Origin of the sequence: Streptomyces sp. NPDC058701, from assembly GCF_042715295.1 — a bacterium.
Classification (GTDB): Bacteria; Actinomycetota; Actinomycetes; order Streptomycetales; family Streptomycetaceae; genus Streptomyces.
The window spans coordinates 130,191-150,970 of sequence record NZ_JBHXSY010000014.1 but is presented as its reverse complement, the minus strand read 5'-3'; the positions used below and the strand labels follow the sequence as shown (position 1 = coordinate 150,970).

Sequence of the window (20,780 nt, the reverse complement as noted above, 5' to 3'; positions counted from 1 at the left end):
GTACTCCGTTCGAGGCGATGGACAGGAATCAGCGGGACGCCGCGGCCCGCGGCAGCAGCCGGTCCGCCGCGATCAGTGCGCCCTCCACCAGCAGGGCGAGCGCCGCCACGAGCAGGGCGCCGGCGACGACCTGCGCGGTGTCGTACGTGTTGAAGCCGGCGGTGATGATCCGGCCGAGTCCGCCCTGGCCGACCATCGCCGCGATGGTGGCGGTGGCGATGACCTGCACGGCGCCGGACCGCAGGCCCGTCATCACCAGGGGCCGGGCGAGCGGGAGTTCCACGCGCAGGAAGAGCTGGCCGCCGGACATGCCCATGCCGCGGGCGGCCTCGACCACCGAACGGTCGACCTCGCGCATGCCGACGTACGCGTTGGTCAGCAGCGGCGGGATGGCGAACAGCACCAGGGCGACGATGGTCGGCAGGTAGCCGGAGTTGCGCAGCGGGGAGACCATGAACAGCGCCAGCACCGCGAAGACGGGCACGGCCCGGCCGATGTTGGAGACGTTGACCGCGAGCGCGCCGCCCTTGCCGAGGTGGCCGAGGTACAGGCCGACCGGGAGCGCCACCGCGCAGGCGATCGCCAGCGCGATCCCGCTGACGTAGACGTGCTCGCCGAGCCGGTGCCAGACGCCGCTCTCGCCGGACCAGTTGGCTCCGTCGGCCAGCCAGTCCCAGGCCCCGCCCAGTACGCCCACGGCCTCAGGCCCCCTTGCCGGAGACGGCGGGGCGCCCGGTGACCCGGGTCCAGGGGGTGAGCAGCCGCTGCACGCCGAGCAGCAGCAGGTCCGCGACCAGCGCGAGCAGCACGCACAGGACGGAGGCGGTGAGTACCTGAGCCTTGAAGGAGGTGTTCACGGCGGGGGCGATCAGGTTGCCGAGGCCGCCCTTGCCGACGATGGAACCGACCGTGGTCAGCGCCACGGTCGAGACCGTCGCGATCCGGACACCGGCCAGCAGTGCGGGCAGCGCCAGCGGCAGTTCCACCTGCCACAGCAGCCGGGAAGGGCCGTAGCCCATGCCGCGCGCGGCCTCCCGCACCTCCTCGGGGACGGCTTCCAGGCCGGCCAGGACGTTGCGGACCAGGATGGTCAGCGAGTACAGCACCAGGCCGGTCACCACCAGCGTCGCCGAGAGCCCGAAGACGGGCAGCAGCAGGGAGAACATGGCGAGGGAGGGCACCGTGTAGAGCAGCGTGGTGAGACCCAGCACGGGGGCCGCCCAGCGGCGGCCGCGGCGGGCCAGCAGCGCGAGGGGCACGGACACGGCGATCCCGATGAGGACCGAGGCGCCGGTGATCCAGACGTGTTCGAGGGTGGCGTCGGTGAGCTCCTGGGAGCGGGAGGTCACGTAGTCCCAGCAGATCCAGTCGTTCGCCACCAGGCAGCTCTGCCCCGCCACGCTCCTCACCTCCCCCTTCACCGAACGCCCACCGCACGCACGTCCCTGCCGAATGCCACAACCAGGAGCGACCTTAACCCCAGGTACCCACATTGGCCGGAAACCTTCGCACGCCCGCAACACTCCCCTGACACACCCGAAGCCCATAGGACCGCCCTCTTGGGGAAGGATGGCGGGGTGATCCGATTCGAGCACGTGACCAAGCGCTACCCCGACGGGACGACAGCCGTCGAGGACCTGTCCTTCGAGGTGGCGGAGGGGGAGCTGGTCACGCTCGTGGGCCCGTCCGGCTGCGGCAAGACGACCACCATGAAGATGGTCAACCGGCTGATCGAGCCGACCTCCGGCCGCATCCTCCTCGGCGGCGAGGACATCGCCGGCGCCGACCCGGTGGAGCTGCGCCGCCGGATCGGGTACGTCATCCAGCAGGTCGGGCTGTTCCCGCACAGGACGGTGCTGGAGAACACGGCGACCGTGCCGCAGCTGATCGGCACCCCGAAGGCCAAGGCCCGGGCGCGGGCCGCCGAACTGCTCGACCTGGTCGGCCTGGACCCGTCCGTGTACGGCAGCCGCTACCCGGAGCAGCTGTCGGGCGGACAGCGCCAGCGGGTCGGCGTGGCCCGTGCGCTGGCGGCCGATCCGCCGGTGCTGCTGATGGACGAGCCGTTCGGCGCGGTGGACCCGGTGGTGCGCGAGCGGCTGCAGAACGAGTTCCTGACGCTCCAGAAGACGGTGCGCAAGACGATCCTGCTGGTCACGCACGACCTGGAGGAGGCCATCCGACTCGGCGACCGGATCGCCGTCTACGGCACGGGCACCATCGAGCAGTTCGCCCGCCCGGCGGCCGTGCTCGCGGCGCCCGCCACCGCGTACGTGGCCTCCTTCGTCGGCGCCGACCGGGGGCTCAAGCGGCTCGCCGTCACCGCCGTCGCGGAGGCCGACCTGGCGCGGGCGGACGCGAAGGCCCCCGCCCCGGCGGCCGCGGTCGAGCTGGGCGCGAGCCTGCGCGAGGCCCTGGCGGCCCTGCTCCAGGAGGACTCGGGCCGGATCGGCGTCACCGACCCGGCCTCCGGCGCGCTGATCGGCGTGCTGACCCCGGAGGGCGTGCACCGGGCGCTGCGCCGGGCCCAGCTCCAGGAGGCTTAGGCCGTGTCTTTCGGATCATGGCGGGCCCGGGGTGTCCGGCATGATCCGAAAGACACGGCCTGAGCCGGGAACGGCGGGAGGGCCCGGCCGAAGCCGGGCCCTCCCCCCACACGTTCCCGCGCGTCCCCCTGCGCGCACCCCCGGCTCAGGCCTGGATGCGGCCGCTCATCCACGCCAGCATCGGCGGGATCTCGCGGCGCCACGTGTTGAAGTTGTGGCCGCCGCTGTCGAGGATGATCGAGGAGACGCGGTCGGGGGACTTCACCTTCTTGATGAACTTCTTGGTGTCGCCGAGGTTCGGCTCGCCCTTCTCGCTGCTGGTGACGAGGAACGAGGTCCCGCTCGGCTCCTTGGCGTCGATGCTGGCCAGGACGTCCGCGCGCTTCTTCAGCTGCGCGTCGCCGTGGAACAGGTCACCGGTCGTCGGGTCGTCGGGGGCCTCGTAGTAGGCGGACAGCCCGGCGGCGGCACCGAACGTCTGCGGGTAGTGCGCGGCGATCTTCAGAGCGCAGTAACCGCCCGTGGAATTACCGATGAAGCCCATGTTCTCGGGCTTCTTGCCGACCCGGAACGTGTCGGTGATGGCCTGCGGCAGGTCCACGCCGAAGAAGGTCTCGGTCTGCGGCCCGCCGGGTATGTCGACGCACTCGGTGTCACGCGGCGGCGCGATCGTCGGACGCAGCATGACCAGGATCATCGGCTTCATCTTGCCCGCCTTGGACAGGCTGAAGGCCTTCATCGGGTAGTCGAGCCCCTTGATGAGGTTCTCGGCCGTGCCCGGGTACCCCGTCAGGACGATGGACGCCGGGAAGTTCTGGTCCTTGTGCTGCGGTTGGAAGTACTCCGGCGGGAGCCACACGTAGCCGGGGCTCGTTATCTTCGACTTCTGCCCCGATATGGCAACCTTCAGGATCTGACCGCCCACCTGGGGCTTGCCCCCGCCGGGGACGTCCAGCTTCTGCTTGTCGACGACCTTGATGTCCTTGCTGCTCATCGAGTGGTCGACGACCTTGCCGATCGACGTCTCCCGGCCGAACAGGTCGGCCCATGTGCCGTAGAACAGGAACGACTTGTTGGCCGCGAGACCCACTGCCGAGAACAGCGCCAGCTGGGTCGCCAGCAGCAGTCCGATCCGGCCGGTGTACGCGCGCCAGGTGCGGCCCGAGAGCCTCGGCCAGAACACGACGGTGGCCGCGAAGAGCAGCACACCGGCGAGGATGGCCAGCGCCAGGACCGTATAACTGGTGAGACCCATGAGCAGTCAGTCGACTTTCTGATGGCAGGACTGGAAATTTCCGACGGAAGAGTGAACCCGCTCCTCGTCGATGTCGTCCTAATGGACGCACCACACACCGGAGGCTGTCGCGGCCTTCGGCCACATGATCTCTCGCGGAGCAACGGGAAGCGATGTCTAGCAGGATAGATGGCGATAAGTCGGGACAGGTTCCGAGCGGGGTCCGCCGGATCCTCCGCGGACCACGGCCGGAGTCGGTTCCCGGCCTGGTAGGTACGGCCGTCATGATCGTCGGCCTTCTGGACATCGCGGCGGGAGTCTTCCCGCGCTTCCGGCACAGCCGGATCCACGCGGTGACCGAAGTGCTGCCCGGTTCCCTCGGCCCCTTCGCGGCGGCCCTGTCGATCAGCGCGGGCGTCCTGCTCCTGCTGCTCGCACACGGCCTCAAGCGGCACAAGCGGCGCGCCTGGCGGGCGGCCGTCGTCCTGCTGCCCGCCGGCGCGGCGGCGCAGTTCACGTACCGCCACTCGCTGATCAGCGTGATCATCTCGGCGGTGCTCCTCGCGCTCCTGCTGCGCCACCAGGGTGAATTCAAGGCGCTGCCCGACCCGCGCAGCCGCTGGAAGGCGCTCGCGAACTTCGTTCTGATGAGCGCCGGTTCCATCGGCCTGGGCCTGGTCATCGTCAACGTGCACCCGGGCAAGGTCGTCGGCGACCCGAGCCTCTACGAGCAGATCACCCACGTCGTCTACGGCCTCTTCGGCTACGAGGGTCCCGTCGACTACGCCGGACGGGTGTCCTGGACGGTCGGCTACTCCCTCGGTGCGCTCGGCATGCTCACCGCGCTCACCACCATCTACCTGGCCTTCCGTCCCGAGCACCCGGCCGCCCGGCTCACCGCCGACGACGAGGCCCAGCTGCGCGGGCTGCTCGCCAAGCACGGTGGGCGCGACTCCCTCGGCCACTTCGCGCTCCGCCGCGACAAGGCCGTGGTGTTCTCCCCCAGCGGCAAGGCCGCCGTCACCTACCGCGTCGTCTCCGGTGTGATGCTCGCCTCCGGCGACCCCATCGGCGACGTCGAGGCCTGGCCCGGCGCCATCGAGCGGTTCATGGAGGAGGCCAAGGCCCACTCCTGGACCCCGGCCGTCATGGGCTGCAGCGAGACCGGCGGCGAGGTCTGGACCCGCGAGACCGGTCTCGACGCCCTGGAGCTGGGTGACGAGGCGATTGTCGATGTCAAAGACTTCTCCCTCTCGGGCCGCGCCATGCGCAATGTCCGCCAGATGGTGAAGCGCATCGAGCGCAACGGCTACACCACCAAGGTCCGCCGGGTCAGCGAGCTCACCGAGACCGAGCTGGAACAGGTGCGCGGCGCCGCCGAGGCCTGGCGGGGCACCGACACCGAGCGCGGCTTCTCCATGGCGCTGGGCCGCGTCGGCGACCCGGGCGACGGCGACTGCTTCATCGCCACCGCCCACCGGGTCGAGGAGGGCGACACGAGCCCCTTCGGCGACCTGAAGGCCGTCCTGCACTTCGTCCCGTGGGGCGCCGACGGCATGTCGCTGGAGCTGATGCGCCGCGACCGCGCCGCCGACCCCGGCATGAACGAGCTGCTCATCGTGGCCTCCCTGGAGGCCGCCCCCGGTCTGAAGATCGAGAAGGTCTCGCTGAACTTCGCGATGTTCCGCTCGGCCCTCGCCCGCGGCGAGAAGATCGGCGCCGGCCCGGTGCTGCGGATGTGGCGCGGGCTGCTGGTCTTCCTGTCCCGCTGGTTCCAGATCGAGTCCCTGTACAAGTTCAACGCGAAGTTCCGCCCCCGCTGGGAGCCCCGCTTCGTGGTCTTCCGCACCACCCGCGACCTGCCCCGCATCGGCTTCGCCGCGATGCAGGCCGAGGGCTTCGTGACGCTGGCCCTGCCGCGGCTGTTCGCCAGCCGCCGGCGGCCCAAGCCGGTCCGCACCTGCGCCCACCACCCCATGGCGGCGGTTCCGAAGCAGACGGAGCGCTCCGCCCAGGCCGCATAGGGCGGGACCGACCGGGCCCCGGAGCTGCGACCCTGCCGGGTCCGCGACTCCGGGGCCCTGCCGTATCCAGGTCAGCCCTACCCTTGGACCTATGAACACGAAGCGCGGAGCCACCGGCAGGGGCCGGGTCGCAGGTCTTCCGGAGTGGGACCGCTGCGGGGTCATGGGCGTCGTCAACGTCACCCCCGACTCGTTCTCCGACGGCGGCCGCTGGTTCGACACCACCGCGGCCGTCAAGCGCGGGCTCGACCTCGTCGTCCAGGGCGCCGACCTCGTGGACGTCGGCGGCGAGTCCACCCGGCCCGGCGCCCCCCGCGTCGACGAGGAGGAGGAGCTGCGCCGGGTCGTGCCCGTCGTGCGCGGCCTGGCCTCCGAAGGCGTGACCGTCTCCGTCGACACCATGCGCGCGAGCGTCGCGGCCCGCGCCGTCGCCGCGGGCGCGGTCCTGGTCAACGACGTCAGCGGCGGGCTCGCCGACCCCGGGATGATCGCGGCGGTCGCCGCCGCCGAGGTCCCCTTCGTGGTGATGCACTGGCGCGGCTTCAGCGCCGGCATGAACAGCCTCGCCGTCTACGACGACGTGGTGGCCGAGGTCGGCGCCGAACTCCGCGACCGCCTCGACGCGGTCGTCGCCGGCGGCATCTCCCCCGAACGGCTCGTCGTCGACCCCGGCCTCGGCTTCGCGAAGAACGCCGACCACGACCTGGCCCTGGTCGCCCACCTCCCCGCCCTGCGCGCGCTCGGCTTCCCGCTCCTGATCGCCGCCTCGCGGAAGCGTTTCCTCGGCCGGGTCCTGGCTGGCGCGGACGCCGCCCCGCCGCCCGCCCGCGAGCGCGACGCGGCCACCGCCGCCGTCTCCGCCATCGCCTCCCACCAGGGTGCGTGGGCCGTACGGGTCCACGAGGTACGGGCGACCGCGGACGCGGTTCGGGTGGCCCGCGCCGTGGAAGGGGCACTGTGACCACCGACCGAAGAGGAGCCCAGTGAGCAGAACCGACATCGAAGCGGTCGAAGAGGTCAACACGGCCTTCTACGGGGCCTTGGAGGTGGGGGACTTCGACGCCCTGTCGGCGCTCTGGCTGGAGGACGAGATCTCCTGCGTGCACCCGGGCTGGCCGGTCCTCTCCGGCCGCGGCGAAGTGCTGCGCTCGTACGCGTTGATCATGTCCCACACGGACTACATCCAGTTCTTCCTCACCGACACCAAGGTGGCCGTCATCGAGGACACCGCACTGGTGACCTGTACGGAGAACATCCTCAGCGGCGGGCCCGCCGAGGACGGCGGGGATCTCGGCCCGCTGGTCGGCCAGCTGGTCGTCGCGACGAATGTGTTCCGACGCACACCCGGGGGCTGGCGGCTCTGGTCCCACCACGGTTCACCCGTCCTCACGGAGTCCGACGAGGACGACGAGGACGCCCCCTCCTGACCCCTCCGGCGGGAGCCGGGGTGTTTCGCAGGTAAATTCGAAGCCGGACGACGCCGACCGCACTCGGCGTAGGCCCATGGCCCCGGGGAGTCCCGGGACCGGCAGCACCTACGAAAGCAGGAGTGATTCGCGTGGATCGTGTCTCGCTGCGCGGCCTCAAGGCCCGCGGGCACCACGGCGTCTTCCCCCGGGAACGCGAGGAGGGCCAGACCTTCATCGTCGACCTCGTGCTCCACATCGACACCCGCCCCGCGGCGGCCGACGACGACCTGGCCAAGACCGTGCACTACGGGGTGGTCGCGGAGGAGGTCGTCGACGTGGTCCAGGGAGAGCCGGTCGACCTGATCGAGACGCTCGCCGAGCGGATCGCCCAGCAGTGCCTGAAGCACGAAGCGGTGGCACAGGTGGAGGTCGTCGTCCACAAGCCGGACGCGCCCATCACCGTCCCCTTCGACGACGTGACCATCACGATCACCCGGAGCCGCGCATGAACAACGGACTGAACGCACAGAGCGACCCCACCGTCCAGCCGGTACCGGCCTCCGTCGTGGAGGCGGTCGACGCGGCGGACGTCACGCTGTCCAACCCGAAATGGGCCGTGATCGCGCTCGGCGCGAACCTCGGGAACCGGCTGGAGACCCTCCAGGGCGCCATCGACGCCCTCGGCGACACCCCGGGCCTGCGGGTCAAGGCGGTCTCCCGCGTGTACGAGACCGAGCCGTGGGGCGTGGACCCCGGCTCCCAGCCCGCGTACTTCAACGCGGTCGTCTCGGTGAAGACGACCCTGCCCCCGTCTTCCCTCCTGGAGCGCGGACAGGCCATCGAGGAGGCCTTCGACCGCGTCCGCGAGGAGCGCTGGGGCCCCCGCACCATCGACGTCGACATCGTCGCGTACGCCGAGGAGGTCTCCGAGGACCCCCTCCTCACCCTCCCGCACCCGCGCGCCCACGAGCGCGCCTTCGTGCTGGCCCCCTGGCACGACATCGACCCGGAGGCCCAGATCCCGGGCCGGGGAGCCGTCTCCGCGCTCCTGGCCGGCATCGGCCTGACCGGCGTCACGCCGCGCACCGACCTGGAACTCCGCCTCCCGGAGTAGTCGTTACCCTGTGGGCTGCTGACGGATCGGCGCGTAGAGCGGAAGCGGGGACGGGCAAGTGAAGCAACTGAGGCCGGCGGTACTGACGGGCATCTTCGCGGTCGCCGCCGTCCTGTCCTGGGCGGGCGCCCGCCTGTGGAACGCGTACGGCACCCTCCCCGGCGTCCCGCTGGCCGCTCCGATCGTCCTGGCGGTGATCGCCGTGGTGCTGCTGGCCACCGCGCTGTCGCTGCGCGCCCGGCTGAAGGCCCAGCGCGAACGGCGGCCCGGCGCCAAGGGCGTGGAGCCGCTGATGGCGGCCCGCGCGGTGGTCTTCGGCCAGGCCAGCGCCCTGGTGGCGGCGCTCGTGGCGGGGATGTACGGCGGTGTGGGCGTCTTCCTGCTCACCGAGGCCATGGACGTCCCCGCCCGCCGCGACCAGGCCTGGTACGCCGCCTTCTCGGTCCTGGCGGGCGCTGCGGTCATCGCCGCGGCGCTCTTCCTGGAACACGTCCTCAAGCTCCCCGGGGACGACGACGAGTCCCCGGAGGCCCCGGCCCCCGCCTGACGGCAGCACGCCACACGCCACGGCCCCCCTCCGCGCGTCCGCGGAGGGGGGCCGTGGCGCAGGTACGGCGCCGCCGAGCGCCGGCCGGCGGCGCTCAGCGGGCGATGATCAAGCTCATGGCCTCGCCGCGCGTCGCCGGGGCGCGGAGCTGGCCGCGGACCGCGGACGTGATCGTCTTGGCGCCCGGCTTGCGGATGCCGCGGACCGACATGCACATGTGCTCGGCCTCGACGACGACGATGGCGCCACGGGCGTCCAGGATCTCCATCAGCGAGTCGGCTATCTGGGTGGTGAGACGTTCCTGCACCTGCGGGCGGCGGGCGAAGACGTCCACCAGGCGGGCCAGCTTCGACAGGCCGGTGATCTTGCCGTTCTCCGCCGGTATGTAGCCGACGTGGGCCACGCCGTGGAACGGCAGCAGGTGGTGCTCGCACAGGCTGACGATCTCGATGTCCTTCACCAGGACCAGCTCGTCGTGCCCCAGGTCGAAGACCGTGGTCAGCACGTCCTCGGGGTTCTGCCGCAGACCGGCCAGGATCTCCCGGTACGCCCGCGCCACGCGCGCCGGGGTCTCCCGCAGGCCCTCGCGGTCCGGATCCTCCCCGACGGCGATCAGGAGCTCGCGTACGGCGGCTTCGGCACGCTTCTCGTCGAACTCGCCGATCCTGCCCTCGCCGCCGGTCAGGGTCACTGGGTCGGTCATCTCATCCTCGTTCCTGTGTGGCACGCAAACGGGCACGTGAAAGTGCCGCGCCCCCCAGGCTAGAACCTGGGGGGCGCGGCTTCCATTCCGGTCGGATCAGGCCTCGGGGGTGTCCTCGGGGGCCACCTCGATGCCCTTCTCCGTCGTGACCGGCGCGGCGACGGACGCCGACGTGCCGTTCGCCGAATTCGTCAGCTGGAGCTCCTTGGGAGAGAGCACCGGCGGACGGGTGGAGGGGGTGCGGCGGGAGGAGCCGGTCCACGCGGGGCGGGCCGGACGCTTCACGATCGTCGAGAAGACCTCGGCGATCTGCTCCTTGTTCAGCGTCTCCTTCTCCAGCAGCTCGAGAACCAGGTTGTCGAGGACGTCCCGGTTCTCGACGAGGATCTCCCACGCCTCGTTGTGCGCGGTCTCGATGAGCTTCTTGACCTCTTCGTCGACCAGCGCCGCGACCTCTTCCGAGTAGTCCCGCGGGTGCGCCATTTCGCGCCCCAGGAACGGCTCGGTGTTGTCGCCGCCGAACTTGATCGCACCGAGACGCTCGGTCATGCCGTACTGCGTGACCATGGCCCGCGCCGTGGCGGTGGCCTTCTCGATGTCGTTCGCCGCGCCCGTCGTCGGGTCGTGGAAGACCAGCTCCTCGGCCGCGCGCCCGCCCAGCATGTACGCCAGCTGGTCGAGCATCTCGTTGCGCGTGGTCGAGTACTTGTCCTCGTCGGGCAGGACCATGGTGTAACCCAGGGCCCGTCCGCGGGACAGGATCGTGATCTTGTGGACCGGGTCGGAGTTCGGGGAGGCCGCCGCGACCAGGGCGTGTCCGCCCTCGTGGTACGCGGTGATCTTCTTTTCCCGGTCCGACATGATCCGGGTCCGCTTCTGCGGGCCCGCCACGACACGGTCGATCGCCTCGTCCAGCGAGTGGTTGTCGACCAGCTTCTTGTCCGAGCGGGCGGTCAGCAGGGCCGCTTCGTTCAGGACGTTGGCCAGATCGGCACCGGTGAAGCCGGGCGTGCGCCGGGCAACCGCGCCCAGGTCGACGTCCGGGGCGACCGGCTTGCCCTTCTGGTGGACCTTGAGGATCTCCAGACGGCCCTGCATGTCGGGACGGTCGACCGCGATCTGCCGGTCGAAACGGCCCGGACGCAGCAGCGCCGGGTCGAGGATGTCCGGACGGTTCGTGGCGGCGATCAGGATGACGCCGCCCTTCACGTCGAAGCCGTCCATCTCGACCAGCAGCTGGTTGAGGGTCTGCTCGCGCTCGTCGTGACCGCCGCCGAGACCCGCACCGCGGTGCCGGCCGACGGCGTCGATCTCGTCGACGAAGACGATCGCCGGGGCGTTGGCCTTGGCCTGCTCGAACAGGTCACGGACACGCGAGGCACCGACACCGACGAACATCTCGACGAAGTCGGAACCGGAGATCGAGTAGAAGGGAACACCGGCCTCGCCCGCGACGGCGCGCGCGAGCAGGGTCTTACCGGTGCCGGGCGGGCCGTACAGCAGCACGCCCTTGGGGATCTTGGCGCCGACGGCCTGGAACTTCGCCGGCTCCTGGAGGAACTCCTTGATCTCGTGGAGTTCCTCGACGGCCTCGTCCGAACCCGCGACATCGGCGAACGTCGTCTTCGGGGTGTCCTTGGTGATGAGCTTGGCCTTGGACTTCCCGAAGTTCATGACCCGGGAGCCGCCGCCCTGCATCTGGTTCATCAGGAACAGGAAGACAACGACGATGAGGACGAAGGGCAGGAGCGAGAGCAGCACGCTCAGGAACGGGCTGGTCTTGTCCGGAGAGACGGAGTAGCCCTTGGGAATCTGACCGGCTTCGTACTTGCTCTGGAGGTTCTGGGCGAGCTGGACGCCCTGATCCCCGATGTAGTTGGCCTGGAACTTGGTGCCGTCGCGCTTGTCGAGCTTCTGATCGCTCTTCAGATCGATCTTGATCATCTGGCTGTCGCCGGTGGTCAGGCGCGCCTGCTCCACCTGGCCACTGTTGATCGCCTTGACGACCTCGCTGGTGTCCACCGACTTGTAGCCGCCGCCGGAGCCGACGACATTCATCAACACGACCACGGCGAGGACGGCCAGCACGATCCACATGACCGGCCCACGGAAGTATCGCTTCACGTCCATCCATACGGGGCGCCAGGCACCCCGTCCCTCCTGCCCGTAGGTAAATGCTGCTGTGAGTAAAGACTGTTCTTCGGAATGTACCCCTGTATTGTCACCCGCGGCCTCGTGGGACGGCTGACAGACCCGCTTCCCCTGCTCCAACGCCGGGGAGCGCCCCCAGGTTCCCCTCGCCGGGCGAAGGGGTGGTCCCGGGGGCCGGGAGGGTGATCAGCCGCCGTACACGTGCGGGGCGAGCGTGCCGACGAACGGCAGGTTGCGGTACTTCTCCGCGTAGTCGAGGCCGTAGCCCACGACGAACTCGTTGGGGATGTCGAAGCCGACCCACTTCACGTCGATGGCGACCTTCGCGGCGTCGGGCTTGCGCAGCAGCGTGACGACCTCCAGGGAGGCCGGCTCGCGGGAGCCCAGGTTCGACAGCAGCCAGGACAGCGTCAGACCCGAGTCGATGATGTCCTCGACGATCACGACGTGCTTGCCCTTGATGTCGGTGTCCAGGTCCTTGAGGATCCGGACCACGCCCGAGGACTGGGTCCCGGCACCGTACGAGGACACCGCCATCCAGTCCATGGTGAGCGGGGTGGACAAGGCACGTGCCAGGTCCGCCATCACCATCACGGCGCCCTTGAGCACACCGACGATGAGCAGGTCCTTGCCCGCGTACTCCGCATCGATCTTCGCGGCCAGCTCGGCCAGCTTCGCGTCGATCTCTTCCTTGGTGATGAGCACCGACTGGAGGTCGCTGCCCATGTCCTTCTCGTCCACCCGCATCACTTTCGTTGTCGGCCGGGGCTCCGGGGGCGACCCGGAGGACTCAGCCGTGTTTCGAGCGCCAATCAGCCCTGCCGAATGACAAGTCTGCCACCCTGCCGCTGGGCCTCGACCCGGCCGGGCAGGTTGATGGCGCCCTGACCGCGCCATCCGGTGATGAGGCGGTCGACTTCCTCGATGTGACGGGCGAAGAGAGACCCCGCGGGAGAACCGGCGGCGACCACGGCCCTGCGCAGCACCCGGCGGCGGACGGCCGGGGGCAGGGCGTACAGCTTGGCGCACTCCAGGCGGCCGTCGTCGTCCCGTACGCCGGTCTCCGCGGACGCGGCCCAGGAGTCCAGGGCGTCGGCGTCGTCGCGGGACAGCTGGGCGGTCCGGGCCAGGGCCTCGACGACCCCCTTGCCCAGCGCCTTCTCCAGCGCGGGCAGCCCCTCGTGGCGCAGCCGGGAGCGGGTGTAGGCGGGGTCGGTGTTGTGCGGGTCGTCCCAGACGGGGAGGGACTGGACCATGCAGGCCTTGCGGGCGGTCTGCCGGTCGACCTGGAGGAAGGGGCGGCGGTAGCGGTTGGTCCGGCCGGGGCCGCCCGACTTCTCGGCCATGCCGGACAGGGACCGGATGCCGGAACCGCGGGCGAGGCCCAGCAAAACGGTTTCGGCCTGGTCGTCGCGGGTGTGGCCCAGCAGCACGGCGGCGGCGCCCAGCCGGTCGGCGGCCTCGTCCAGGGCTCCGTAGCGGGCGTCGCGGGCGGCGGCCTCGGGGCCTCCGCCGCGGCCGACGCGCACGGCGACGGATTCCACCGGGTCGAGGCGGAGCGCGGTCATGCGGGTGACGACCTCGGCGGCCCGCAGGTCGGAGCCGTCCTGGAGGCCGTGGTCGACGGTGATGCCGCCGGCCCGGATGCCGAGCTTGGGCGCCTCGAAGGCCAGGGCGGAGGCGAGGGCCATCGAGTCGGCGCCGCCGGAGCAGGCGACGAGGACGAGCGGCGGGCCGCCGGCCCGGGAGCGCGGGTCGGCACAGGGCGCGGCCCCGGACCGGGTCTGGGGGAGTTCGGTGAGATCGGTGAGGATGTCGTGGAGTACGCGGCGGACCGCCAGGCGTATCGCCGCGACCGCAGGATGGGGACCCATGTCCGGTGCCCTTCGGTGGAGTTCGGATGCCTCGGAGGCTCCCCCGGCGGGTGTCGGGAGGGCCCCTGGGACGGGATGCTCTGGAGTGGTGCCCGGATTTCCCCGCGGGGCGGGGATGTCACTCAGAGTGCGTCGATGGTGACAGAGCCGAGCCGTTCCCTGAGCATCGCACGCCCATTCCCGGCCCACGGTCCCTCGGACGGGTGACGCCGCTTCCCCCAGTGAGACATCTTTACGCCCCCTGCGTCACTCCCGTTCGCCCTCTTCGCTCCCCTTGCGGTGCACACGGGCCACCCAGTCCGCGGGCCTGGCGATCTCGGCCTTCGTCGGCAGTGTGTTCGGAGAGGTCCACACGCGGTTGAAGCCCTCCATGCCGACCTCGCCGACGACGGCGCGCACGAAGCGTTCCCCGTCGCGGTACTGGCGCAGCTTCGCGTCGAGGCCGAGGAGCTTGCGCAGGGCGGCGTCGAGGCGGCCCGCCCCGGTGGCCCTGCGCTGCTGGAACTTCTCCCGGATCTCGGCGACGGAGGGCACCACCTGGGGGCCGACCCCGTCCATGACGAAGTCGGCGTGGCCCTCCAGGAGGGACATGACGGCGGTGAGCCGGCCCAGCACCTCGCGCTGCTCGGGGGTCTGCACCAGCTCGACGAAGGAGCGGCCCTCGTCGCCCCGCTCGGCTTCCGGGCGGGCCCCGGCGAAGGACTGGGCGGCTTCGCGGATGCGTTCCAGGACCGTCGAGGGGTCCAGTTCGGTGGCTCCGAGGAACGTCTGGATTTCGCCCTCCAGGTGGTCCCGGAGCCACGGGACGGCCGTGAACTGCGTACGGTGGGTCTCCTCGTGCAGGCAGACCCACAGCCGGAAGTCGTGCGGGTTCACCTCCAGCTCGCGCTCCACGTGCACGATGTTCGGCGCGACGAGCAGCAGCCGCCCGCCCCCCGCGGCGGCGCCCGGCAGGTCGCGGGAGGGCGGCGCGAAGGTCTCGTACTGGCCGAGGACGCGGGAGGCCAGGAAACTCAGCAGCATGCCGAGCTCGACGCCGGTGACCTTGCCGCCGACCGCACCGAGGACGGCGCCGCCGGGAGTGGCGGCGCGGCGCTCCTGCATCGTGCCCAACAGGGGCTGCAGCAGGGCCCGGAAGCCCGCCACGTTGGCCTTGACCCATCCGGCGCGGTCGACGACCAGCACGGGCGTGTCGGGGAGGACGATGCCCTCGGGCATCATCCGGGTGAACTCGCGCACGTGCCGTTCCGAGGTCCTGGCGTGCCCGCGCAGCTCCGCGACGACGGCCCGCGCCTCGTCCCGGCCGACCTCCGGGCCGGGTCGCACCAGCCGGGTCGCGGTCGCCACCGCGAGGTTCCAGTCGACCATCTCCGCACCACTGATGCTCGTCATGCGTCAACCGTACGTGGACCGGCCCCCGGGCGGACCCCCTACGACGCGGCCGCGACCGCCGCGGCCAGCTTGTCCAGGGCCTTCTCCGCACCTTCGGGGCCCGGGCTGTTCGAGGTGAGGAAGGCGAAGGCGAGGAGCCGGCCGGAGGAGTCGACGACGGTTCCGGCGAGGGAGTTGACCCCGGTCAGGGTGCCGGTCTTGGCCCGGAGCAGGCCCGCGGCCGGGGAGGCACCGGCGTTGCGGGCGCGCAGCGTGCCGGTGAACCCGGCGACGGGCAGCCCGGTCAGGACGGGCCGCAGCTCCGGCCGCTGCGGGTCGGCGGCCTTGGCCAGCAGCCCGGTCAGCAGGCCGGCGCTGACCTTGTCGGCGCGGTTCAGGCCGCTGCCGTCGGCGAAGCGGGAGCCGGCGGTGTCGACGCCGAGGGAGGCGAGGCGGGCGGCGACGGCCCTCTCGGCGCCCTCGAAGCTCGCGGGCTGTCCGGAGGCGAGGGCGGTCTGCCGGGCCAGCGCCTCGGCGATGTCGTTGTCGCTGTGGGTCAGCATCCGCTCGACGAGCCCGGCCAGCGGAGTGGAGAGGGTGGAGGCCAGCGGCTGGGCGGCCCCCTGCGGGACCTTGGCGCGGGCGGGTTCGCCGGTGACCGTGATGCCGCGCTCGGCCAGCAGGGCGGCGAAGGCGCGGGCGGCGTCCTTCGACGGGTCCTCGGACCGTTCGACGGGCCCGGAGACGGACTCGTCGGGGCGGCCCTCGTCGGCCGTCAGGGCGGTCACGGGCGCGAGGTTGGGGTTGACGCCGATCGGGTGGCGGGCGGGGCCGGTGTAGAGGGAGTCGTCGTACCCGAGGCTCACGGAGGCGGTGCCGGCGGCCTTGAGGGCCTGGGCCGTGTCGGCGGCGAGGGCGACGAGGCTGCCGCCGGAGCCGGCGGGCGCCTTCTTGCGGGCGGTGAGCGAGGGGTCTCCGCCGCCCACCAGGACGATCTGCCCGGGGGCCGCGCCCTGCGCGACGGACGTACGGATCCGGTGCTCGGGCCCGAGGGCGGCCAGCGCCGCGACCCCGGTGGCGATCTTGACGGTGGACGCGGGGGTCATCGCGTCCCGCGCCCCGGCCTCGTACAGCACCTGCCCGGTGGCGGTGTCGACGACGGAGGCGGCGCGTACGGTGCCCAGGGCCCGGTCGGCGAGCAGCGGGCCGAGCACGGCGGCGAGTCCCCCGGAGGCGGCCGCGGCCTGCCCGCGCGGGACGCCGGGGCCGACGGCCCCGAGCACCCCGGGGGCGCTGGGCGCGGCCTGCGGCAGGGGGCCGGCGCCGTGATCTGCGCCACCCGTACGGCCCCAGGAGGCGACCCTGTCCCGCTCGGCCGTACGCTGGCCGGAGTCCCAAGGACCGGCGGCGGACACCGTCGCCACCGACAGGGCCAGGCCGAGGGCGGCCGACCCCGCGATGAGCTGCCACGTTTTGAGCGAGGGCACCTCGGACCAGCCCCTTTCGCGATCACACATATGCGTGAGGGACACTTAACCACTGCGTCTTGCCGCGAGCATGGCACCCCACCCCGCGGGGCCGGGTCCACCGCGCGCGCGGAGGAACCAACGCAGTCCCGGAGCAATGAAGCTGATCATGGAGGAGCAGGACGTGGAGTTCGACGTCACCATCGAGATCCCCAAGGGTTCGCGGAACAAGTACGAGGTGGACCACGAGACCGGCCGGATCCGTCTGGACCGACGCCTCTTCACCTCGACCAGCTACCCGGCCGACTACGGCTTCGTCGAGAACACCCTCGGCGAGGACGGCGACCCGCTGGACGCGCTGGTCATCCTGGACGAGCCGACCTTCCCCGGCTGCCTGATCAAGTGCCGCGCGATCGGCATGTTCCGCATGACGGACGAGGCGGGCGGCGACGACAAGCTGCTGTGCGTGCCGGCCTCCGACCCGCGTGTCGAGCACCTGCGCGACATCCACCACGTGTCCGAGTTCGACCGCCTGGAGATCCAGCACTTCTTCGAGGTCTACAAGGACCTGGAGCCGGGCAAGTCGGTCGAGGGCGCGAACTGGGTCGGCCGCACCGAGGCCGAGGCCGAGATCGAGAACTCGTACAAGCGCCTGGAGGCGCAGGGCGGCCACCACTAGGTTCCGCCGGTGAGCGGGTCCGCGGGGCGTTTCGCCCCCGGCCTTCGCGTGCCACAGCGGGCGGCACCCCCCGTCGGGGGTGCCGCCCGCTGTGCTTTTCCGGTACGGACGCCCCTTTCGCCGGGGACGAAGCGATTCCGCATACTGAAGGCGCGGATGATCACGGGCACGATCACGGGGACGATCACGGACAGGAGGACGCGTGGCGGAGGCCGACGGGGCGGAGGACAGGAAGCCCCAGTCCGACGAGGCGCGCAGCGCCTTCACCACGCCGCCCGGGATGGTGCCCGAGGCGCCGGAGGAGGACCAGCCGACCTCCGAGTTCGCGGTGCCCGACGGCTTCGCGACCCTCCCGGCCGAGCCCGAGGGCTCCGCCTTCGCCCACCCCGCCACGTACAGCGCCCAGCACTCCCCGCCCGCCTACACCCCCGCCCAGGGGTTCCCCGTGGCCGGCTTGAAGGAGTCCCCCTGGCAGGACCGGATGCGCACCATGCTGCGCATGCCGGTCGACGTCCGTCCCGTGCCCGACCGCGTGTTCAAGCAGGCCGAGGACACCGGGCCGGCCGTGGGGCGCGTGCTCGACCTGACCCTGCGCATCGGCGAGCTGCTGCTGGCGGGCGGCGAGGCCGCCGAGGACGTGGAGGCGGCCATGTTCGCGGTGGCCCGCTCGTACGGGCTGGACCGCTGCGAGCCCACCGTCACCTTCACCATGCTGTCGATCACCCACCAGCCCTCGCTGGTGGACGACCCGGTGTCGGCGAACCGCACCGTGCGCCGCCGCGGCACCGACTACAACCGCCTCGCGGCCGTCTTCCGGCTGGTCGACGACATCAGCACCCACGACGACGTCTCGCTGGAGGAGGCCTACCGGCGCCTCGCCGAGATCCGCCGCAACCGGCACCCGTACCCCGGCTGGATGCTCACGACGGCCGCCGGGCTGCTCGCCGGCGCGGCCTCCACCCTCGTCGGCGGCGGGGTCCTGGTGTTCTTCGCGGCCGCGATCGGCGCGGTCCTCGGCGACCGGCTGGCGTGGCTCTGCGCCGGCCGGGGACTGCCCGAGTTCTACCAGTTCGTCGTCGCCGCGATGCCGCCCGCCGCCATCGGCGTGGCGCTGAACATGACCGGGATCGACGTCAAGGCCTCTGCCGTGATCACCGGCGGGCTGTTCGCGCTGCTGCCCGGGCGGGCCCTGGTCGCGGCCGTGCAGGACGGCCTGACCGGCTACTACATCACCGCGTCCGCCCGGCTGCTGGAGGTCATGTACCTCTTCATCGGCATCATCCTGGGCGTGCTGGTCGTGCTCTACGTGGGGCTGCAGTTCAACGACGCCTCGCCCCGGCCGGAGGAGGTCCTGGAGATCCAGCAGCGGCCGCTGATCCAGATCGCCGCCTCGATGGTGCTGGTGTTCACCTTCGCGATCCTGCTCCAGCAGGAGCGCTCCACGGTGTGGATCGTGACGCTGAACGGCGGGATCGCCTGGTCGACGTTCGGGGCGCTGCACTACGCGGGAGGCCTGGAGCCGGTGCCGTCCACGGCCATCGCGGCCGGCCTGGTCGGCCTGTTCGGGCAGCTCTTCTCCCGTTACCGCTTCGCGTCCGCCCTGCCGTACGTGACCGCGGCCATCGGCCCGCTGCTGCCCGGCTCGGCGACGTACTACGGACTGCTGCTGATCGCCGAGAACCACCTGAGCCAGGGGCTCGGCTCGCTGACCAACGCCGCGGCCATCGCGCTGGCCATCGCGATCGGGGTCAACCTGGGCTCGGAGGCCTCGCGGATGTTCATGCGGATCCCGGGGGCCGCGAGCGCCGCCAAGCGCCGCGCGGCGAAGCGCACCCGCGGCTTCTGACGGTCGCCGCGCCCGGCCAGCACCCCGTACGCCGCACCCCGTAACCCCGCACCCGCACCCGCTCCCGTGCCGGCGTACGGCGCCCTCGGCGCCCTCTGCGCTCACACGTACGCCCCGGGGCCCTGTGCGGGCCTCCGGGGCGTGACGGGGCGGCCGGGGCCGCGGGAGCTAGCGCTTGGCGTGGCGGCCGCGCTGGCCCGGGGCCTGCGGGCCCTCGTTCTCGACGGCGGGCGCCTGGGCGGCCTTCGCCTTGCCCTCCTTGCGGGCCTTCAGCACCTCGAAGACCACCGGGATCACCGAGATGAGGACGATGCCCACGAGGATCGGCTCGACGTTGGTCTTGATGAACTCGATCTGGCCGAGCCAGTATCCGGCGACCGTGACGCCCGCGCCCCAGCCGATGCCGCCGATGATGTTGTACGTCAGGAAGGTGCGGTACTTCATCGAGCCGGCGCCGGCGACCATCGGGGCGAAGGTGCGGATGATCGGCACGAAGCGGGCGAGCACGATGGCCTTCGGACCGTGCCGGTCCATGAACTCGTGTGCCTTGTCGAGGTTCTCCCGCTTGAAGAGCTTGGAGTTGGGCCGGTTGAACAGCTTCGGCCCGAAGAACTTGCCGATCATGTAGCCGACCTGGTCGCCGATGATGGCGGCGGCCACGATCAGCGTGCAGACCAGCCACAGGGGCTGCTTGATGTACTGGCCGTCCGCGACGAGCAGGCCCGCCGTGAAGAGCAGCGAGTCGCCGGGCAGGAACGCGAAGAGTCCCGACTCCGCGAAGACGATGACCAGGATGCCGATCAGGCCGAAGTGCGAGATCAAATAGTCCGGGGACAGCCACTCAGGGCCGAGCGCAATCGTGTACACGGGTTCCGGACTCTCCTGGATCGGGGGGGTGCCGGCGGAGGCAGGCAGGCGGGGCGGGCGTCTCAATTATCAACGCACACGACCCCCGCCCGGTTCCAGGGACCGGCGGGGGTCGAATCCGTGACCTTCCGTCTACAGGTTGCGGATCGCGTTGGCCGTGATCGCGTCCCGCACGAACACCGCCAGGCCGGGCCGCAGGGCGTCGTAGTAGGCCGTGAAGCGCTCGTCCGCGACGTACATCTCGCCGAGGCAGGTGTGCATCTCGTACGAGCAGGCGTAGTGGTTGCCGGTGATCCAGCCGCGGTGTTCCTCGGCCAGGTCCATGGCCTGCTCCGACTCGGCGGACGCGCCCGAGTCCATCAGCGCGACGAGCCGCCGGTTGAGGTCGTCCGCCTGGTCCTGGATCCGCTGCCAGTCGTCCTTCGTGTAGCCGGCCGACCGGCGCTGCGACTCGGCGTAGGCGTCGGTGCCGCCCCAGCGCCGCTCCACCTCCTCCGCGTGATCGTCGGGATCGAAGTCCCCGAAGACCTCGAACTTCTCCTCGGGGGTGAGGTTGATGCCCATCTTCTGTGCCTCCATGGCGTTCTCCACGGCCGCGGCCATCTGCTGGAGCCGGGCGATCCGGTCGGACAGCAGGGCGTGCTGCCGGCGCAGGTGCTCCCGCGGATCCGATTCCGGGTCGTCCAGCAGGACCGCGACCTCGTCGAGCGGGAAGCCGAGCTCCCGGTAGAACAGGACGCGCTGCAGCCGGTCGAGGTCGGCGTCGTCGTACCGCCGGTGCCCCGCGTGGCTGCGGCCGCTCGGGGAGAGCAGACCGATCTCGTCGTAGTGGTGCAGGGTGCGCACCGTCACTCCGGCGAATCCGGCGACCTGGCCCACTGAGTAGCCCATCGCTTCCGCTCCTCTCGGTCGGGTACGCCCTTCACTGTGGCTCCTCACGCGGCGTGAG

At 71.4% G+C, this 20,780-nt stretch carries 19 protein-coding genes and 1 pseudogene; 9 read left to right on the top strand and 11 right to left on the bottom strand.

Going from position 1 to position 20,780, the window contains the following annotated elements; all coding sequences use genetic code 11:
• Positions 1–28: 28 nt before the first annotated feature.
• Both ACFWW8_RS17900 and ACFWW8_RS17895 read right to left on the bottom strand, forming a co-directional pair.
• Positions 29–697, bottom strand: a complete 669-nt coding sequence (locus ACFWW8_RS17900) for an ABC transporter permease (RefSeq protein WP_386529776.1) — start codon at positions 695–697, stop codon at positions 29–31.
• 4 nt (positions 698–701) lie between these two features.
• Positions 702–1,400 (bottom strand): ABC transporter permease, encoded by a 699-nt coding sequence (locus ACFWW8_RS17895; RefSeq protein ID WP_386529774.1) that lies wholly within the window; start codon positions 1,398–1,400, stop codon positions 702–704.
• Positions 1,401–1,577: 177 nt separating this feature from the next.
• Between ACFWW8_RS17895 and ACFWW8_RS17890 the strand changes: the two genes are divergently transcribed.
• A complete protein-coding gene (locus ACFWW8_RS17890) occupies positions 1,578–2,546 on the top strand; it encodes an ABC transporter ATP-binding protein (protein ID WP_386529772.1) in 969 nt (322 codons plus the stop codon).
• A gap of 145 nt (positions 2,547–2,691) precedes the next feature.
• Here the strand turns inward: ACFWW8_RS17890 and ACFWW8_RS17885 are convergent, their stop codons facing one another.
• Complete coding sequence (locus ACFWW8_RS17885; RefSeq protein WP_386529770.1) at positions 2,692–3,801, bottom strand: alpha/beta hydrolase; 1,110 nt, start codon at positions 3,799–3,801, stop codon at positions 2,692–2,694.
• Between the two features lie 152 nt (positions 3,802–3,953).
• Between ACFWW8_RS17885 and ACFWW8_RS17880 the strand changes: the two genes are divergently transcribed.
• From ACFWW8_RS17880 to ACFWW8_RS17855, 6 genes are all read left to right on the top strand, one after another.
• Positions 3,954–5,804 carry a phosphatidylglycerol lysyltransferase domain-containing protein gene (locus tag ACFWW8_RS17880; RefSeq protein ID WP_386529768.1) on the top strand — a complete coding sequence of 617 codons (1,851 nt, stop codon included), beginning with the start codon at positions 3,954–3,956 and terminating at the stop codon, positions 5,802–5,804.
• A gap of 91 nt (positions 5,805–5,895) precedes the next feature.
• Entirely contained in the window at positions 5,896–6,765 is an 870-nt protein-coding gene (gene folP, locus ACFWW8_RS17875; protein ID WP_386529766.1) for a dihydropteroate synthase, read from the top strand.
• A 22-nt stretch (positions 6,766–6,787) separates the two neighbouring features.
• Positions 6,788–7,231, top strand: a complete 444-nt coding sequence (locus ACFWW8_RS17870; RefSeq protein ID WP_386529764.1) for a nuclear transport factor 2 family protein — start codon at positions 6,788–6,790, stop codon at positions 7,229–7,231.
• A 131-nt stretch (positions 7,232–7,362) separates the two neighbouring features.
• Positions 7,363–7,722 (top strand): dihydroneopterin aldolase, encoded by a 360-nt coding sequence (folB, locus tag ACFWW8_RS17865; protein ID WP_267723076.1) that lies wholly within the window; start codon positions 7,363–7,365, stop codon positions 7,720–7,722.
• Positions 7,719–8,327, top strand: a complete 609-nt coding sequence (gene folK, locus ACFWW8_RS17860; RefSeq protein WP_386529762.1) for a 2-amino-4-hydroxy-6-hydroxymethyldihydropteridine diphosphokinase — start codon at positions 7,719–7,721, stop codon at positions 8,325–8,327. Before folB ends, folK begins: the two co-directional genes overlap by 4 nt.
• Positions 8,328–8,385: 58 nt before the next feature.
• Positions 8,386–8,874 carry a DUF3180 domain-containing protein gene (locus ACFWW8_RS17855; RefSeq protein ID WP_386529760.1) on the top strand — a complete coding sequence of 163 codons (489 nt, stop codon included), beginning with the start codon at positions 8,386–8,388 and terminating at the stop codon, positions 8,872–8,874.
• Between the two features lie 94 nt (positions 8,875–8,968).
• On the opposite strand, the gene folE is transcribed toward ACFWW8_RS17855, so the two are convergent.
• The 6 genes from folE to dacB form a co-directional block, all read right to left on the bottom strand.
• Entirely contained in the window at positions 8,969–9,577 is a 609-nt protein-coding gene (gene folE / locus ACFWW8_RS17850; RefSeq protein WP_386529759.1) for a GTP cyclohydrolase I FolE, read from the bottom strand.
• 96 nt (positions 9,578–9,673) lie between these two features.
• A complete protein-coding gene (ftsH, locus tag ACFWW8_RS17845) occupies positions 9,674–11,707 on the bottom strand; it encodes an ATP-dependent zinc metalloprotease FtsH (RefSeq protein WP_386529758.1) in 2,034 nt (677 codons plus the stop codon).
• 207 nt (positions 11,708–11,914) lie between these two features.
• Entirely contained in the window at positions 11,915–12,475 is a 561-nt protein-coding gene (gene hpt, locus ACFWW8_RS17840; RefSeq protein ID WP_383918050.1) for a hypoxanthine phosphoribosyltransferase, read from the bottom strand.
• A 65-nt stretch (positions 12,476–12,540) separates the two neighbouring features.
• Positions 12,541–13,602 carry a tRNA lysidine(34) synthetase TilS gene (tilS, locus tag ACFWW8_RS17835; protein WP_386529756.1) on the bottom strand — a complete coding sequence of 354 codons (1,062 nt, stop codon included), beginning with the start codon at positions 13,600–13,602 and terminating at the stop codon, positions 12,541–12,543.
• A 246-nt stretch (positions 13,603–13,848) separates the two neighbouring features.
• Positions 13,849–14,994, bottom strand: a complete 1,146-nt coding sequence (locus tag ACFWW8_RS17830; RefSeq protein WP_386529754.1) for a zinc-dependent metalloprotease — start codon at positions 14,992–14,994, stop codon at positions 13,849–13,851.
• Between the two features lie 38 nt (positions 14,995–15,032).
• Positions 15,033–16,460 carry a D-alanyl-D-alanine carboxypeptidase/D-alanyl-D-alanine-endopeptidase gene (gene dacB / locus ACFWW8_RS17825; protein WP_386529753.1) on the bottom strand — a complete coding sequence of 476 codons (1,428 nt, stop codon included), beginning with the start codon at positions 16,458–16,460 and terminating at the stop codon, positions 15,033–15,035.
• 163 nt (positions 16,461–16,623) lie between these two features.
• On the opposite strand from dacB, the gene ACFWW8_RS17820 reads away from it, so the two are divergent.
• Both ACFWW8_RS17820 and ACFWW8_RS17815 read left to right on the top strand, forming a co-directional pair.
• A complete protein-coding gene (locus ACFWW8_RS17820) occupies positions 16,624–17,118 on the top strand; it encodes an inorganic diphosphatase (protein ID WP_267723126.1) in 495 nt (164 codons plus the stop codon).
• A gap of 202 nt (positions 17,119–17,320) precedes the next feature.
• The gene (locus tag ACFWW8_RS17815; protein ID WP_386529751.1) at positions 17,321–18,964 is read left to right on the top strand and encodes a threonine/serine exporter ThrE family protein; all 1,644 of its coding nucleotides are present in this window, start codon (positions 17,321–17,323) and stop codon (positions 18,962–18,964) included.
• Between the two features lie 198 nt (positions 18,965–19,162).
• Here the strand turns inward: ACFWW8_RS17815 and ACFWW8_RS17810 are convergent.
• Positions 19,163–19,831 (bottom strand): annotated as a pseudogene (locus tag ACFWW8_RS17810) (VTT domain-containing protein); the annotation flags it as partial.
• Positions 19,832–19,963: 132 nt separating this feature from the next.
• Positions 19,964–20,722 carry a MerR family transcriptional regulator gene (locus ACFWW8_RS17805; RefSeq protein WP_386529750.1) on the bottom strand — a complete coding sequence of 253 codons (759 nt, stop codon included), beginning with the start codon at positions 20,720–20,722 and terminating at the stop codon, positions 19,964–19,966.
• Between the last annotated feature and the right edge of the window lie 58 nt (positions 20,723–20,780).